Source organism: Mycobacteriales bacterium (assembly GCA_035504215.1).
GTDB lineage: Bacteria > Actinomycetota > Actinomycetes > JAFAQI01 > JAFAQI01 > DATAUK01.
Window position 1 is genome coordinate 1 of the sequence record DATJSI010000006.1, and the last position, 15,264, is coordinate 15,264.

At 69.3% G+C, this 15,264-nt stretch carries 14 protein-coding genes and 1 pseudogene; 13 read left to right on the forward strand and 2 right to left on the reverse strand.

The window, feature by feature from the left end; genetic code table 11:
* From VME70_00730 to VME70_00755, 6 genes are all read left to right on the forward strand, one after another.
* Positions 1–289: FAD-linked oxidase C-terminal domain-containing protein (locus VME70_00730; GenBank protein HTW18719.1), on the forward strand; the 289-nt coding region annotated here is incomplete at its 5' end.
* Positions 279–1,424, forward strand: a complete 1,146-nt coding sequence (locus VME70_00735) for an FAD-binding oxidoreductase (protein ID HTW18720.1) — start codon at positions 279–281, stop codon at positions 1,422–1,424. The genes VME70_00730 and VME70_00735, both read left to right, overlap by 11 nt.
* Positions 1,424–2,701, forward strand: coding sequence for a heterodisulfide reductase-related iron-sulfur binding cluster (locus tag VME70_00740; protein HTW18721.1), 1,278 nt, complete (start codon positions 1,424–1,426; stop codon positions 2,699–2,701). The genes VME70_00735 and VME70_00740 overlap by 1 nt, the downstream gene beginning before the upstream one ends.
* A gap of 31 nt (positions 2,702–2,732) precedes the next feature.
* Complete coding sequence (locus VME70_00745) at positions 2,733–3,722, forward strand: ATP-binding cassette domain-containing protein (protein ID HTW18722.1); 990 nt, start codon at positions 2,733–2,735, stop codon at positions 3,720–3,722.
* Complete coding sequence (locus VME70_00750; protein ID HTW18723.1) at positions 3,719–4,507, forward strand: ABC transporter permease; 789 nt, start codon at positions 3,719–3,721, stop codon at positions 4,505–4,507. Before VME70_00745 ends, VME70_00750 begins: the two co-directional genes overlap by 4 nt.
* A gap of 100 nt (positions 4,508–4,607) precedes the next feature.
* Complete coding sequence (locus VME70_00755; protein ID HTW18724.1) at positions 4,608–5,447, forward strand: ATP-binding cassette domain-containing protein; 840 nt, start codon at positions 4,608–4,610, stop codon at positions 5,445–5,447.
* 7 nt (positions 5,448–5,454) lie between these two features.
* Here the strand turns inward: VME70_00755 and VME70_00760 are convergent, their stop codons facing one another.
* Complete coding sequence (locus tag VME70_00760) at positions 5,455–5,697, reverse strand: hypothetical protein (protein HTW18725.1); 243 nt, start codon at positions 5,695–5,697, stop codon at positions 5,455–5,457.
* A 168-nt stretch (positions 5,698–5,865) separates the two neighbouring features.
* Between VME70_00760 and VME70_00765 the strand changes: the two genes are divergently transcribed.
* The 7 genes and pseudogenes from VME70_00765 to VME70_00795 all read left to right on the forward strand — a co-directional run bounded on the left by VME70_00765 (position 5,866) and on the right by VME70_00795 (position 13,940).
* On the forward strand, positions 5,866–6,696 hold the full coding sequence (locus VME70_00765; GenBank protein ID HTW18726.1) for a hypothetical protein: 831 nt from the start codon (positions 5,866–5,868) through the stop codon (positions 6,694–6,696).
* 12 nt (positions 6,697–6,708) lie between these two features.
* The gene (locus tag VME70_00770; GenBank protein ID HTW18727.1) at positions 6,709–8,505 is read left to right on the forward strand and encodes a fumarate reductase/succinate dehydrogenase flavoprotein subunit; all 1,797 of its coding nucleotides are present in this window, start codon (positions 6,709–6,711) and stop codon (positions 8,503–8,505) included.
* A pseudogene (locus VME70_00775) lies at positions 8,505–9,248 on the forward strand (succinate dehydrogenase/fumarate reductase iron-sulfur subunit). The gene VME70_00770 and the pseudogene VME70_00775 overlap by 1 nt, the downstream one beginning before the upstream one ends.
* Positions 9,249–9,496: 248 nt before the next feature.
* Entirely contained in the window at positions 9,497–10,282 is a 786-nt protein-coding gene (locus VME70_00780; GenBank protein ID HTW18728.1) for an inositol monophosphatase family protein, read from the forward strand.
* Position 10,283: 1 nt separating this feature from the next.
* The gene (locus VME70_00785; GenBank protein HTW18729.1) at positions 10,284–11,426 is read left to right on the forward strand and encodes a lytic transglycosylase domain-containing protein; all 1,143 of its coding nucleotides are present in this window, start codon (positions 10,284–10,286) and stop codon (positions 11,424–11,426) included.
* 12 nt (positions 11,427–11,438) lie between these two features.
* The gene (locus VME70_00790) at positions 11,439–13,007 is read left to right on the forward strand and encodes a GMC family oxidoreductase N-terminal domain-containing protein (protein ID HTW18730.1); all 1,569 of its coding nucleotides are present in this window, start codon (positions 11,439–11,441) and stop codon (positions 13,005–13,007) included.
* Positions 13,008–13,097: 90 nt separating this feature from the next.
* Positions 13,098–13,940 carry an aldo/keto reductase gene (locus VME70_00795; GenBank protein HTW18731.1) on the forward strand — a complete coding sequence of 281 codons (843 nt, stop codon included), beginning with the start codon at positions 13,098–13,100 and terminating at the stop codon, positions 13,938–13,940.
* On the opposite strand, the gene VME70_00800 is transcribed toward VME70_00795, so the two are convergent.
* A complete protein-coding gene (locus tag VME70_00800) occupies positions 13,937–15,217 on the reverse strand; it encodes an RNA polymerase sigma factor (GenBank protein HTW18732.1) in 1,281 nt (426 codons plus the stop codon). The genes VME70_00795 and VME70_00800 overlap by 4 nt on opposite strands.
* Positions 15,218–15,264: the final 47 nt, after the last annotated feature.

Consider the following 15,264-nt stretch of genomic DNA (forward strand, 5'->3'; position numbering starts at 1 on the left):
CGAGCTGGAGCGCGCGGAAGAGGTGTCGAACCGGATCATCGAGCTCTGCCTCGAGCACGGCGGGTCGATCACCGGGGAACACGGCGTCGGCCACGACAAGAAGCTGCACATGGGCAAGATGTTCAACGAGATCGACCTCGACGTGATGCAGCTGGTGCGCTGCGCGTTCGACCCGGCCGGTCTCTGCAACCCGGGCAAGGTCTTCCCGACACCGCGGCTGTGTGGAGAGCGGCCGGGCCGGGCCCGGCCGCACCCGCTTCAACAGGCGGGCGTCGCGGATGTCTTCTGAAGCCGTCGAGCTCGACTCCTGGTCGGTCGGTGGCATCGCGCCGTCATCGGTCGTCTCGCCGACCGACGTGCCTTCGCTGGCGGAGGCGCTGGTCGATGCCGCCGGACGAGGCGACGCCATCGGAGTGTGCGGTGGTCGCAGCAAGATTCAGCAGGGCGCCGCTCCCGATGCCCTCGACGTCATGATCCGCACGGTCGGGCTCGACCGGATCGTCGAGCATGCTGCGGGCGACCTGGTCGTGACCGTGCAGTCAGGGGTGCGGCTGGCCGACCTGCAGGTTTCGCTCGGGCCCGCCGGGCAGTGGCTGGCGCTCGATCCCCCGGAAGCGGGCGCCACCATCGGCGGGGTGGTGGCCGCCGGGTCGAGCGGGCCCTGCCGGCTGCGCTACGGCACGCCGCGCGACCTGCTGGTCGGGATCACGGTCGTGCTCGCGGACGGAACCGTCGCGAAGTCCGGCGGCAAGGTGGTCAAGAACGTCGCGGGCTATGACCTCGGCAAGCTGTTCACCGGCTCGTTCGGGACGTTGGGCGTGATCGCCGAGTGCACGTTCCGCCTGCATCCGCTGCCACCCGTACGACGTGTTGTCACTGCGAAGACCGACACCCCTGCGGCCGCGGCGGCCCGGGTTCACTCGACCGGAGCGACGCCGAGCGCGATGGAGTGGAACGGCCAGACGCTGACCGTCGTCGTCGAGTCGTTCGAGGCGGCCGCGGAGATTCAGGCGGCGGACATCGCACGAGCGATTGACGGCGAGATCAGTGACGCGCTGCCGGACGACTTCGGTCAGCTGCCGGCCGGTCAGGTCGGGGTGAAGATCACCCACCGGCTCGGCGCACTGACCGAGGTGATTGCTGACATCGGCAGGCTGGTGCCGAACGCCCGGCTGCGTGCCCACGTCGGCAGCGGCGTCGTCCACGCCGGCACCGATGACGGTGGCCTCGGCTGGCTCGACGTGCTGCGCGCCGCGATCGGGAAGCACGACGGGCAGGTGGTCGTCGTGACCGCGCCGGACGAGCTCAAGAAGGACGTCGACGTCTGGGGTCCCGCCCGGGGGATCGAGATCATGCGGCGGATCAAGGACCAGTTCGACCCGGAGCACCGGATGTCGCCGGGTCGGTTCGTCGGCGGCCTCTGATGGCCGAGATCCCGGCAGACCTGGTCGCCGAGTGCGTGCACTGCGGGTTCTGCCTGCCCACCTGCCCGACGTACCTGCTGTGGGGAGAGGAGATGGACTCGCCGCGCGGCCGGATCCACCTCATGCGACAGGTCCTCGACGGAGCTGCGATCAACGAGTCGATGGCCGTGCATTTCGACCGTTGTCTCGGGTGCATGGCGTGCGTCACCGCCTGCCCGTCCGGTGTGAAGTACGACGAGCTGATCGAAGCGACCCGCGCCGCGGTCGAGCCGCGGGTCGCACGACCGGCGCGGGATCGCGCGATGCGGACCGCCGTGTTCGGTCTGTTCACCGACCCGCGACGGTTGCGGTGGATGCGCGGCCCGCTTCGCGGCTACCAGCGGGCCGGGCTCGACCGCCTGGTCCGCCGCTCACCGGTGCTCGGGCGGCTGCCGACGGTCGAGGCGATGGCCGGTCTGCTGCCGCCGCTCGGGCCGGTCGAACCGATCCCGGCCCACACGCCGGCCGAGGGCCGACGCCGGGCGCGGGTGGGATTGCTGCTCGGCTGCGTGCAGCGCGAGTTCTTCCCCGCGGTCAACGCAGCGACCGTACGCGTGCTCGCGGCCGAGGGGTGCGAGGTCATCGCGCCGCCATCCCAAGGATGCTGCGGTGCGCTCTCCCTGCACGCCGGTCGGGAGACCGAAGCACTCAATCGGGCGAAGCGGCTGATCGCGAGCTTCGAGTCGCAGGCGGTTGACGCGATCGTCGTCAACGTGGCCGGCTGCGGGTCGGCGATGAAGGACTACGGCCGGCTGCTCGCGGACGATCCGCGGTGGTCGGAGCGTGCGGTCGCCTTCTCGGCCAAGTGCCTCGATGTCAGCGAGCTTCTCGTCGAGCTCGGCCCGGTCGCGCCACGCCACCCGGTGCCCGTGGTTGCGGCGTACCACGACGCCTGCCACCTCGGCCACGCCCAGGGAGTACGCCGCCAGCCGCGCGAGCTGCTCGCCGGGGTTCCGGGATTCGAGCTGCGCGAGATCGCCGAATCCGACATCTGCTGCGGCTCGGCGGGCGTCTACAACTTGTTCGAGCCGGCCGCCGCGCGCGAGCTCGGCGACCGCAAGGCCGCCCGCGTGGCGGCAACAGAGGCAGAGGTACTGGTCACCGGGAACCCGGGTTGTCTTATGCAGATCGATGCGGCGCTTCGCCGGGCTGGACGGTCGATCCGGCTCGCGCACACGGTCGAGGTCCTCGACGCCTCGATCCGCGGCAGCTCACTCGCCGCATCCACCCCCCGGTAGTTGTCACCTGCGCGCACTAAGGTCGGGCGTCGTGAGTGCCATCCAGAGCGAGCGCGACAACGCGATCCTGGTCGAGGACCTGCACAAGTCGTTCGGCGACGTTCATGCCCTCGCTGGCGTCGACCTGCAGGTGCCGCGCGGCACCGTGCTCGGGGTCCTCGGGCCGAACGGCGCGGGCAAGACGACCGCGGTCAAGATCCTGACCACGCTGACCTTGCCCGACTCGGGGAAGGTCGTCGTGGACGGGCGCGACGTCGTCGCGCAGCCGGCCGCGGTTCGCCAGTCGATCGGCCTGGCCGGGCAGTCCGCCGCGATCGTCCAGGAGCTGAACGGCCGGGAGAACCTCGAGTTCGTCGGCCGGCTCTACCACCTCGGCCGCAGGCAGGCGCGCGAGCGCGCCGCCGAGCTGCTCGAGCGGTTCGGGCTCTCCGACGCGGCCGAGCGGCGCGCGAAGACCTACTCGGGCGGCATGATGCGCCGCCTCGACCTGGCCGCGTCGCTGGTCGCCCAGCCCAAGGTTTTGTTCCTCGACGAGCCGACGACGGGCCTCGACCCTCGCGCCCGCAACGACATGTGGGAGGTGATCCGCGACCTCGTCGCTGCCGGCACAACGCTGCTGTTGACCACGCAGTACCTCGACGAGGCGGATGAGCTCGCCGACAAGATCGTCGTCTTCGACCACGGCAAGGTGATCGCCGAGGGCACCGCCGACGACCTGAAGGACACCATCGGCGGCGATGTGGTCGAGTTCACCGTCGCCGATCGTGGCCAGCACCAGCTGGCGGTGAGCGCGGTACAGGGTCTTTCCGATGACGAGCCGACGGTGGACGGAGACGGGTACGTCGGGGTGCGCGCCGGCCGGCGCGGGTCAGCGGTGCTGCTCGAGGTCGTTCGCCGCCTCGACGCCGCGGACATCACGGCGTACGGGCTCGGGGTGCGCCGGCCTTCGCTCGACGACGTGTTCCTGGCGATCACCGGTCATCGTGCAGAGGACCAGCCATCGGTGGAGGTGAAGGCATGACCGACTTGGCGCTCGGCGGCCGGTTGCGCTGGGGGACCGCCGACGCGCTGACCCTCATGCGCCGCAACCTCCTGGTCTGGTTGAAGGTCCCGGCGTTCATCATGTTCACGGTCATCCAACCGGTGATGTTCACGCTGCTGTTCCGTTATGTGTTCGGTGGTGCGATCGTTACCAACGCGCCGGGCGGGTACGTCGACTACTTGCTGCCCGGGATCATCGGGCAGACGGCGGCGTTCACGTCGTTCGGCACTGCGATCTCGCTCGCATACGAGGCCAAGCAGGGTGTCATCGACCGGCTGCGGTCGATGCCCATCGCCCGTAGCGCGGTGCTGCTGGGACGGCTGGGCGCCGATCTCGTCCGGTTGCTCGTCACGGTCCTGATCATTGTCGGCGTCGGCTATGCCGTGGGCTTCCGCTTCCACGGCGGCGTCGGTGGCGCGATCGGCATGATCGCGCTGGCCTTGTTGCTCGGGCTCGCGACCTGTTGCGTGTCCGCGTTCATCGGACTGCAGATCCAGGACGAGGAGTCCGTGCAGGCGTTCGGGCTGATCTGGGTCTTCCCGCTGACCTTCGTCAGCTCGGCATTCGTGCCGGTCGCCACCATGCCGGGATGGCTGCAGGCCTTCGCCAACAACCAGCCGATCAGCCAGATGGTTGAAGCGATGCGCGCGCTCGCCCTGGGCGACCCGGTCGGCAACCATGCCTGGGCAGGTGCGCTGTGGATGATCGGCGTGATGGCGGTCTTCATCCCGCTCGCGGTCCGCGCGTACCGCAAGGCGTCGTAGCGTCCCCTAGCCTGAGTCGTAGCGTCCCCTAGCCTGAGTCCGTGCGGCGGTCGGCGTGGGAGACCGGTGGTCGCGCCCCGCAGCGCCTAGCGTGCGCGGTGTGACCGAGGCAGCGGAGCTTCCCGGACTGGAGCCGGACGTGGGTCAGGTGGTCGCGTCGATCGACGGCGCGAGCGTGCGGCGCGGGACCTCGACTCTTCTGCATCCGTTCGACTGGACGATCCACGCGGGCGAGCGATGGGTGGTCGTCGGCGCGAACGGCGCGGGAAAGTCGACCTTGCTCCAGCTCGTGGCCGGGGCGATCGTGCCGACCACCGGGTCCGTGCGCCTGCTCGGCGAGGCGCTCGCCGAGGCCGACCTCGACGAGCTGTTGCCGCGGGTCGGGTGGGCGAGCGCTGCCCTGGCCGACCTGATTCCTTCCGACGAGGTGGTGCTCGACGTCGTACTCACCGCGTCCCACGCCAGCATCCGGCGCGGTCAGGAGGCGTACGACGCCGACGACGTCCGGCGGGCACATGACCTGCTTGCCCAGGTCGGTTGCCGGCAGCTCGTCGACCGGCGGTTCGGCACGCTCAGCGAAGGGGAGCGCAAGCGGGTTCAGCTCGCGCGTGCGGTGATGACCGACCCCGAGGTGTTGTTGCTCGACGAGCCGGCGGCCGGGCTCGACCTCGGCGGCCGCGAGGCGTTGCTTCGCCTGCTCGGCCGGCTGGCGGCCGACCCTCATGCGCCCGTGCAGGTCCTCGTCTCGCACCACGTCGAGGAGATCCCGGAGGGCTTCACCCATGCGCTCCTGCTCCGCGAAGGCCGGGTGGTCGCAAGCGGTCCGATCGAGGCGGCTCTGACCTCGGGGTCGCTCTCGCAGGCGTTCGGCTTGCCGTTGCGGGTGCTGGCGCACCGCGGTCGGTGGACCGCGCGATCCGCCCTGGGTAGGTCGGGCTAGCTCGCCGTCAGGCCTCGGTGCCGGCGTCGAGCGCCCCGGTGCCGGCGTCGAGCGCCCCGGTGTGGGCGCCGCTCTCGTCGTGGATCTCGACTGCAACCGCGCGCAGCCGGTCGGCATGCAGGCGGCCGTGATGGGCGCAGAAATACAGGTCGCCGCCGCCCGGCATCGTGGCCCGGATCTGCGCGCGTGCGCCGCACCGGTCGCAGCGGTCGGCCGGCGACAGGGGTGGTGCTGCAGTCGTGGTGTTCATCGCCTCCATACAACACCCTCCGGGCGACACCGATTCCGCAACACTCGCGAAGGGCGCTGATGGAGGTGGTCCCGCAACCGCGGGAGTCGCGAGAGTAATGTCAATCGGCGGCGATCAACGCGCCGCACAAGTTCACAAGCGTGCGAGATGAAGGGACGGCCGCCCGCGATGGCGACGCAGTCGGTGGCGACGCAGGGGTCACGGTCAACCGAACGGGCGACAATCCGAGCGAAGACTCTGCGCACCGACCGCTGGTGGATCGACCCGGCGATCACGTTTGTGGTCTTCACCGCGTTTGTGATCTACGCCACATGGGCGGCGTTCAACCACCCGCTCGTCTACGGGCACGGGGCCCCGCACCGGATCTTCTATGCGAAGCCGTACCTGTCGCCGCTGTACTCACCGTGCGTCGCCCACGGCTGCCCGTCTGACGTCGCCTGGTGGCACTGGGATGCCTGGCAGTGGCTCTCGCCGGCGCTCTACATCCTGATCTTCCCGCTCGGCTTCCGCGCCACCTGTTACTACTACCGGCGCGCGTATTACCGCTCGTACTGGCTCTCGCCACCTGCATGTGCGGTTGCCGAGCCGCACAAGCGCTACAGCGGCGAGACACGGTTCCCGCTGATCCTGCAGAACGTCCACCGGTACTTCTGGTACGCGACGCTGGTGTTCGCCGGGATCTTGACTTATGACGTCGTGCTCGCCTTCATCTACAAGGGTCACTTCTTCCTCGGCGTCGGCACCGCGGTCATGCTGATCAACGTCGTACTGATCTGGGGCTACCAGCTCGGTTGCCACTCGTGCCGGCACATCACCGCGGGACGGCTCAACCACTTCTCGAAGCATCCGATCCGCTACAAGTGGTGGACCTTCGTGTCGAAGCTGAACCACTGGCACCGGCACTGGGCGTGGGCATCGCTCATCTCGATCGCGTGCACCGACCTGTACATCCGTCTGGTGGCCAACGGCACCATCACCGACTACCACCACGTCTTCTAGGTGGTGACGCAGATGGCCGACCACGAAACTCACGACTACGACGTCATCGTCATCGGTGCCGGCGGCTCCGGTTTGCGCGCCGCGATCGCTGCGCACGAGGCGGGTGCGCGTACGGCGGTGGTCACCAAGTCGCTGCTCGGCAAGGCGCACACCGTCATGGCGGAGGGTGGCATCGCGGCGTCCATGGGCAACGTGTGGCCCGAGGACAACTGGCGGGTGCACTTCCGCGACACGATGCGCGGCGGCAAGATGCTGAACAACTGGCGGATGGCCCAGCTGCATGCACAGGAAGCCCCGGACCGGGTGTGGGAGCTCGAGGAGTGGGGCGCGCTGTTCGACCGGACCAAGGACGGCAAGATCTCCCAGCGCGACTTCGGCGGACACCGCTACGCGCGGCTCGCCCATGTCGGCGACCGGACCGGTCTGGAGATGATCCGCACCCTCCAGCAGCACGCGGTCGATCTCGGCATCGACGTCTACATGGAGTGCACGGTCACCCGGCTGCTCAAGAACGGCGACGCGATCGCCGGGACATTCGGCTACTGGCGCGAGACGGGATCGTTCATCCAGCTCAACGCTCCCGCGGTCATCATCGCGACCGGTGGCATCGGCAAGTCGTTCAAAGTCACCAGCAACTCGTGGGAGTACACCGGCGACGGGCATGCGCTCGCTCTGTCGGCGGGCGCCAACCTGATCAACATGGAGTTCGTCCAGTTCCACCCGACCGGCATGGTGTGGCCGCTGTCGGTGCGCGGGCTGCTGATCACGGAGTCGGTCCGCGGCGAGGGCGGCGTGCTGCGCAACTCCGAGGGCAAGCGCTTCATGTTCGACTACATCAGCGACTACTTCAAAGCCGAGACCGCCGACACCGAGGAAGAAGCCGATCGCTGGTACGACGACCACATCAACAACCGGCGCCCGCCGGAGCTGCTCCCTCGCGACGAGGTGGCGCGCGCGATCAACTCCGAGATCAAGGCCGGTCGAGGGTCACCTCACGGCGGCGTCTACCTCGACATCGCGACCAGGCGCAGCGCGGCCGACATCCACAAGCGGCTGCCGTCGATGTACCACCAGTTCAAGGAGCTGGCCGACGTCGACATCACGACCGACCCGATGGAGGTCGCGCCGACCTGCCACTACGTGATGGGCGGGATCGAGGTCGATCCCGAGACGCAGGCGGCGACCGTGTCCGGACTGTTCGCGGTCGGCGAGGCGTCCGGCGGCATGCACGGCTCGAACCGGCTCGGCGGCAACTCGCTGAGCGACCTGCTGGTGTTCGGCAAGCGGGCGGGAGAGTTCGCCGCCGACTACGCCGCGAAGCTGCCGAGTCGGCAGGTGGCGACCGACGCCGATGTCAACGCGGCGGTCACGGCCGCGCTCAAGCCCTTCGAGACGAAGGGCGGCGAGAACGCCTACGCCGTACAGAGCGAGCTGCAGGACGTGATGTTCGACCTCGTCGGGATCATTCGCAACGCGGAGGAGATGCAGCGGGCGCTCGAGCAGATCGAGAAGTTCAAGACCCGGGCCGCTGCGGTCACTGTCGAAGGCGGCCGCGCCTACAACCCCGGCTGGCACGTCGCGCTCGACATCAACAACATGCTCACCGTCTCCGAGGCGTGTGCCCGCGCCGCGCTGGAGCGCAAGGAGAGCCGCGGCGGGCACACACGCGACGACTACCCGGCGACCGACCCGCACTGGGGCACGATCAACCTCATCGTCACGCAGAAGGGCGGCAAGATCGCGATCGAGCACAAGCCGCTGCCGCAGATGCCCGAAGATCTCGCCGAGCTGTTCGAGGAGAGCCACTGATGGCGCACGACTTGCACCTGCGGGTCTGGCGCGGGGATGGCGACGGGGGCGACTTCGTCGACTACACCGTGCCGGTCGAGGAGGGCGAGGTCGTGCTCGATGCCCTGCACCGGCTCCAGGCGACCCAGGCCGGCGACCTCGCGATCCGGTGGAACTGCAAGGCCGGCAAGTGCGGGTCCTGCAGCGCCGAGATCAACGGCAAGCCGCGGCTGATGTGCATGACCCGGCTGTCGATCTTCGAGCCCGGCGAGACGATCACCGTCAACCCGATGCGCACCTTCCCCGTCATTAGAGACCTCGTGACGGACGTGTCGTTCAACTTCGAGAAGGCCCGCGAGGTGCCTTCCTTCGCACCGCCGTCGGACAACGTGGGCGGCAAGTTCCGGATGGCGCAGGTCGATGTCGACCGCAGCCAGGAGTTCCGCAAGTGCATCGAATGCTTCTTGTGCCAGAACACCTGCCACGTCATCCGCGACCACGAGGAGAACAAGCCGGCGTTCGCCGGGCCACGGTTCTTCATCCGCTACGCCGAGCTCGATATGCACCCGCTCGACACCCACGACCGCAAGCTGATGGCGCAGGAACAAGAAGGCCTCGGTTTGTGCAACATCACGAAGTGCTGCACCGAGGTCTGCCCGGAGAACATCCGGATCACCGACAACGCAATCATTCCGATGAAGGAGCGCGTGGTCGACTCGAAGTACGACCCCGTGCTCTTCCTCGGCTCGAAGATCGGGATGCGCAAGAGTGACCGTAGCCCGGTCGGCCCGGCCGCCGGCCGTGGGGTGAGCCCGATCAAGCACCCGGAGAAGACTGCGGGCGGCGAGGTCGCCGCGGCGGTGGCGAGCGAGCCGGGCGAGAGCGCGCTGCGCAAAGCGGCGCTCCCGGCGGCCGGTGCGACCGGCGCCGCGGCGGGCGTCGGCTTCCTGGCCTGGGCGTTACGACGGCGTCGGACCAGCTGAGCCCGCCGCAGCCGGCCGACCTGCTGGAGCTGGCAGTCGATCTGGCGCGTGCGGCCGGCGAGGTGCTGCGCGCCCGTCCCGAGCATGTCGATGTTGCCGCGACAAAGACCAGTCCGACGGACGTCGTCACGGAGATGGACCGGTCGGCGGAACGCGCGATCCTGGACCGGTTGCTGGCGGTCCGGCCGGACGACTCGGTCGTCAGCGAGGAGAGCGCCGCACGGGTCGGGACGAGCGCGGTGCGTTGGTACGTCGACCCGCTCGACGGCACCGTCAACTACCTGTACGGGCTACCGCACTACGCGGTCTCGATCGCTGCCGAGGTCGACGGCGTAACGGCCTGCGGCGTGGTTCTCGACGTGGACCGCAAAGTGGAGTTCACCGCGCTGCGTGGCGAGGGTGCTTGGCGGGACGGCGTACCGATCCGGTGCTCGGCGGAAGGTGACCTCGGACGTTCGCTCGTCGGCACCGGCTTCAACTACGAGGTCGCCCGCCGCACGATCCAGGCTCGGGCCGTCGCAACCGTGCTCCCGCTCGTGCGTGACATCCGCCGGTTCGGGTCCGCCGCGCTGGACCTCTGTGATGTCGCCTGCGGCCGGCTGGACGCGTTCTACGAAGCCGGAATGAACGAGTGGGACTGGGCGGCCGGTGCGTTGATCGCCCGGGAGGCCGGCGCACGGGTGGACGGCCTGAACGGGCGCCCGCCCGGCAACCACACGACAATCGCGGCGAACCCGGTGTTGTTCGACCTGCTGCATCATGTACTGGTAGCCGCAGACGCGGACGGGGAGAACGGCGACACGACGGGAGACTGAGATGTCCACCCGCCCGAGCCGCTCCGTGCTCGCCATGATCGCGGCCGGCGCGATCTTCGTCCTTCTTGTCGTCGCGACGGCGATCATCGCGACGCTGCATGCCGGCTCCGAACAGGCGGCAGCTGCGTCGTCCCTCGGCGCCACGCCGTCGGCAACCCCGACGATCCTCACGACACCGCCTGCGGTCGCCGGTGTGCCGCCGCTGTCCAGCCTGACGCCACCCGACGTTGTCGTGAGCTTGCCCAAAGCGGCCGCACCGCGTGCCTTGCAGCGGCTCGAGCGGCGGCCCGGCGTCAAGGTCGTCGCGGCTGCGTCGCGCGGCCGGGTGCGCCTTGCCGGCCGCAGCTTGCGGGTCCTCGGAGTGCCGTTGGCGAGCATTCGCGGTTTCACGCCCTCGCTCACCGCGGCGTCGACCGCGCTGTGGCAGTCCGTTGCACGGGGCGAGATCACGATCAACTACGCGGACAGCAGGCACTACACGCGGCAGCTCGGCGCGACGCTCGTGGCGCACGGCACCGGCCGGACGAAGACGTTGGTGCGGCTCGGCGCCTTTGCGACGCTCGGAGTTCCCGGCGGGCAGGCGATGGTGTCGGCGGCAGCCGGAGGAGCGCTCGGGCTGCACCCGCGCCGAGTGCTCTTCATCGCTGCGCCGAAGGTCGGGATCGACACCCTCAAGACCAGCGTCAGCCGCATCTTCGGGCCGCACGCCCGGATCACCGTCACTCGCGCCGCGCCGGTCGATCAGGCGGTGATGAGCCAGTACGCCGCCACGACCATCCCGTCGACGTACCTCACCCTCTACCGGCAGGCGGCCACGACGTGTCCGGGCCTGCCGTGGACAGTGCTGGCAGGGATCGGGACGGTCGAGACCGGCAACGGGCGCGACGTCCACCGCTCCGTCGCCGGAGCGGAAGGGCCCATGCAGTTCCTGCCCTCGACCTGGGCGACCTGGGGCTACGACGCGGACGGTGACGGCAAGGCGGACATCCACGACCCGGTCGACGCGATCTTCTCCGCGGCCCGCTACCTGTGCGCCGCCGGAGCCGGTCGCGGCGGCCAGTCACTCGACGACGCGATCTACGCGTACAACCACGCGTGGTGGTACGTCCGTGAAGTGATCACGATCGCGAACGAGTACGCGTGAGAGGCTCGCCGCATGGCGGACTACGTGATCGTCGGCGCCGGCTCGGCGGGCTGCGTGGTGGCGGCCCGGCTGACCGAGGACCCCGCGGTGTCGGTGACCCTGCTCGAGGCGGGCGGTCGGGACACCGCTCGTAACATCACGGTGCCTGCGGCCTTCGGCCAGCTGTTCCGCACAGAGGTCGACTGGGACTACGCGACCGAGCCGGAGCCCGGGTGCGACAACCGGGAGATGTACTGGCCCCGCGGCAAGGTGCTCGGCGGGTCCTCGTCGATCAACGCGATGATCTACATCCGTGGCAACCGTGCCGACTTCGACGGCTGGCGTGACGGCGGCTGTCCCGGGTGGGGCTACGAGGACGTGTTGCCCTTCTTCCTGCGCTCCGAGGGCAACGAGCGGGGTGGTTCGACGTACCACAGCGCACGCGGTCCGCTGACCGTCAGTGACCAGCGGTCACCCCACGTCATCACCCGGGCGTTCGTCGAGGCGGCGGCGCAGGCCGGACTGGCGCTCAACGCGGACTTCAACGGTGCGACCCAGGACGGCATCGGGATCTACCAGGCGACCCAGCACAACGGTCGGCGGTGCTCGGCCGCCCGGGCGTTCCTCGCTCCAGCCATGAACCGGCCGAACCTCTCCGTCGTCACTGGAGCGCTCGCCGCCCGGGTCATCGTCGAGCGCGGCCACGCCGCGGGCGTCGAGGCGATCGTCGACGGTCGGCGGCAGGTCTTCCGGGCGGAACGCGAAATCGTGCTCGCCGCGGGTGCCGTCGGCACTCCGCAGCTGCTCCTGCTCTCCGGAATCGGCCCCGCCGACGACCTGCGCGCGCACGAGATCGACGTCGTCGCCGACTCACCGAACGTCGGACGCAACCTGCAGGATCACGTGGCGGCGGGGGCGTCCTACCACACACCGCAACCGGTCACGATGGTCGGCGCAGACCGCAACCCCAAGCACATCGCGAACTACCTGTTTCGTCATCGCGGGCCGTTCTCGTCAGTGGTGGCCGAGGGCGGCGGCTTCGTGAAGACCGATCCGACCCTGGCCGCGCCGGACCTGCAACTGCTGTTCGCGCCGGCGCTGTTCCTCGATCACGGTTTCACGGACCCTCCGGGTCATGGCATCGTTCTCGCGCCGTACCTCTTGACGCCCGAGAGCCGGGGGAGCATCACCCTTCGGTCCGCTGATCCAACCGCGAAGCCTCGGATCCAGGCGAACTACTACGCCGAGCCCGCCGATCTCGCCCGCATGGTCGTCGGCCTGCGACTGTGCTTCGACATCGCCGCGCAGCCGGCGCTCGCGCCCTACGTCAGTGGCCGCTTCCTTCCGATCGAGGGTGCGGACTCCGACGACGAGCTGACGGCATTCCTGCGCGCGAAGAGCGAAACGATCTACCACCCGACCAGTACGGCGGCGATGGGCCCGAGCGAGACCGATGTCTGCGACCCGCACCTGCAGGTCCGGGGTGTGACCGGACTGCGGGTTGCCGACGCTTCGATCATGCCGACGGTCACCCGAGGCAACACGAATGCGCCGACGATCATGATCGGCGAGAAGGCCGCGGACCTGATCCGTACGGCCTGAGACGCCGCTGCGGGTTCGCGGCGGTGGAGTCGCGGGTAGGTCTCATGGTGAGCCGGTGACGTTCTCTAGCTCCGAGGAGTGACTCGCATCGTGACTGCTGTACCGCAGATCCTGCTGAACAACGGCCGCTCGATCCCGCAGTTCGGCTTCGGCGTGTTCCAGATCCCGCCCAACGAGACCGTCGAGGCGGTGACTACGGCGCTCGAGGCGGGCTACCGCCATATCGACACCGCAGAGATGTACGGCAACGAACGCGAGGTCGGCGAGGCCGTGCGCAAGTCGGGCATCGACCGTTCGGACGTCTTCGTCACGAGCAAGCTCAACAACGCCTTCCATCTGCCCGATGACGCCCGACAGGCGTTCGACCGGACCCTGGACGAGCTCGGCTTCGACTACGTCGACCTGTTCCTCATCCACTGGCCGCTACCGACCCGCTATGGCGGCGACTTCGTCTCGACCTGGGCAACGCTCGAGGAGTTCTACCGCGACGGTCGCGCCCGGTCGATCGGCGTGTCGAACTTCCAGCCGAACCATCTGCACCGGTTGAAGAACGAATGCACCGTCGTGCCAGCGGTCGACCAGGTCGAGGTTCACCCGTACCTGACCCAGGACGACCTACGGCGGGCGTGCGCCGACATGCAGATCGCGGTCGAGGCGTGGTCGCCGATCGCACAGGGCAAGGTCCTTCAGGATCCCACCATCGTCGAGATCGCCGACCGGGTCGGGAAGACGCCGGCGCAGGTGGTGCTGCGGTGGCACATCGAGCGCGGCGACATCGTGTTCCCGAAGTCGGTCACGCCGGAGCGCATCCGGGAGAACATCGACATCTTCGACTTCGAGCTCAGCGGCACCGACGTCGAGGCGATCAGTGCGCTCAACCGCAATGAGCGCACCGGGCCGGACCCGGACACGTTCGACCTGATCCCGAGCTAGCCGCTTCGCCCGGCACCGGCGGCCGCACGGGCGCGCGCTTGCGACAGCTCGCGCTCCCGGCCGTTGGTGCTGAGCGCGGCCGCGCGCTCGAACTCGACCCTCGCTTCGTCGAAGCGGCCCAGTTTCTCCAGCAGGTCGCCGCGCACGCTGGGGAGCAGGTGATAGCTCGCCAGCTCCTTGCTGTGCGCGATCGCGTCGACCAGGTCGAGCCCGGCTTGCGGTCCCGCCACCATCGAGACCGCGACCGCGCGGTTGAGCTCGATGACCGGCGACGGGCGAAGCGCGGCCAGCTCGGCATATAGGCCCGCCATCCGGGCCCATTCGGTCTCCTCGGCGTGGAAGGCTCGGGCGTGGCAGGCGGCGATCTCGGCTTGGAGCAGGTAAGGACCCGCAGCGGCGCCGAGCGCATGCCCGCGCGCGATCGCGGCCAAGCCGCGGTTGATGAGCAGCCGGTCCCATCTCGTGCGGTCCTGGTCGAGCAGGAGGATCGGCGTACCGTCGGGCGCGGTACGCGCCGGCAGCCGGGACGATTGGATCTCCATCAGCGCGACCAGGCCGTGCACCTCCGGCTCTTCGGGCATCAGCTCGGCAAGCACGCGGCCGAGGCGTAGCGCGTCGGAGCAGAGCGCTGGTCGCATCCAGTCCTCGCCGGCCGTTGCCGAGTAGCCCTCGTTGTAGATCAGGTAGACGACCTCGAGGACCGCGTCCAGTCGGGCCGTTCGCTCGGCGCCGGCGGCCGGAACTTCGAAAGGGACGTTGGCCTTGGCGATCGCCTTCTTCGCCCGGACGATCCGTTGTGCAATGGTCGGCTCGGGCACGAGGTAGGCGCGGGCGACCTCTGTGGTGCTGAGGCCACCCAGCATGCGCAGCGTCAGCGCTGCCCGCGACGGCATCGGAAGAACCGGGTGGCAGGCGACGAAGACGAGCCGCAGCAGGTCGTCGTCGATGTCGTCGTCGACCACCCGTTCGAGGTCGGGGTCGTGGCCGGCCTCGGCAGAGGCAAGGTCTCGGCCGATCTCGGCGTACTTGCGCTCCAGCCGGCGGTTGCGGCGGAACAGGTCGATCGCCCGGCGCTTCGCGACGCTCATCAGCCACGCGCCGGCGTTGCGCGGGACGCCGCTGTCCGGCCACTGCTCGAGCGCGGCTACCACGGCGTCCTGGGCGAGGTCCTCGGCGAGGCCGACGTCTCCGGTGTAACGAGCCAGGCCGGCCACGAGCCGGGGGAACTCGATCCGTACGACGGACTCGACCGCCTCGGCCGTCGTGGAGTCGGTCACGACCTCCGATCAGACCAGATCTTCGGCCTCGCGGCCACTTCTGCGCA

Coding starts and splice junctions, on each gene's coding strand:
- VME70_00765 (HTW18726.1), top strand. CDS start 5,866: ATGGCGACGCAGTCGGTGGCGACGCAGGGGTCACGGTCAACCGAACGG.
- VME70_00750 (HTW18723.1), top strand. CDS start 3,719: ATGACCGACTTGGCGCTCGGCGGCCGGTTGCGCTGGGGGACCGCCGAC.
- VME70_00735 (HTW18720.1), top strand. CDS start 279: ATGTCTTCTGAAGCCGTCGAGCTCGACTCCTGGTCGGTCGGTGGCATC.
- VME70_00785 (HTW18729.1), top strand. CDS start 10,284: ATGTCCACCCGCCCGAGCCGCTCCGTGCTCGCCATGATCGCGGCCGGC.
- VME70_00740 (HTW18721.1), top strand. CDS start 1,424: ATGGCCGAGATCCCGGCAGACCTGGTCGCCGAGTGCGTGCACTGCGGG.
- VME70_00790 (HTW18730.1), top strand. CDS start 11,439: ATGGCGGACTACGTGATCGTCGGCGCCGGCTCGGCGGGCTGCGTGGTG.
- VME70_00760 (HTW18725.1), bottom strand. CDS start 5,697: ATGAACACCACGACTGCAGCACCACCCCTGTCGCCGGCCGACCGCTGC.
- VME70_00770 (HTW18727.1), top strand. CDS start 6,709: ATGGCCGACCACGAAACTCACGACTACGACGTCATCGTCATCGGTGCC.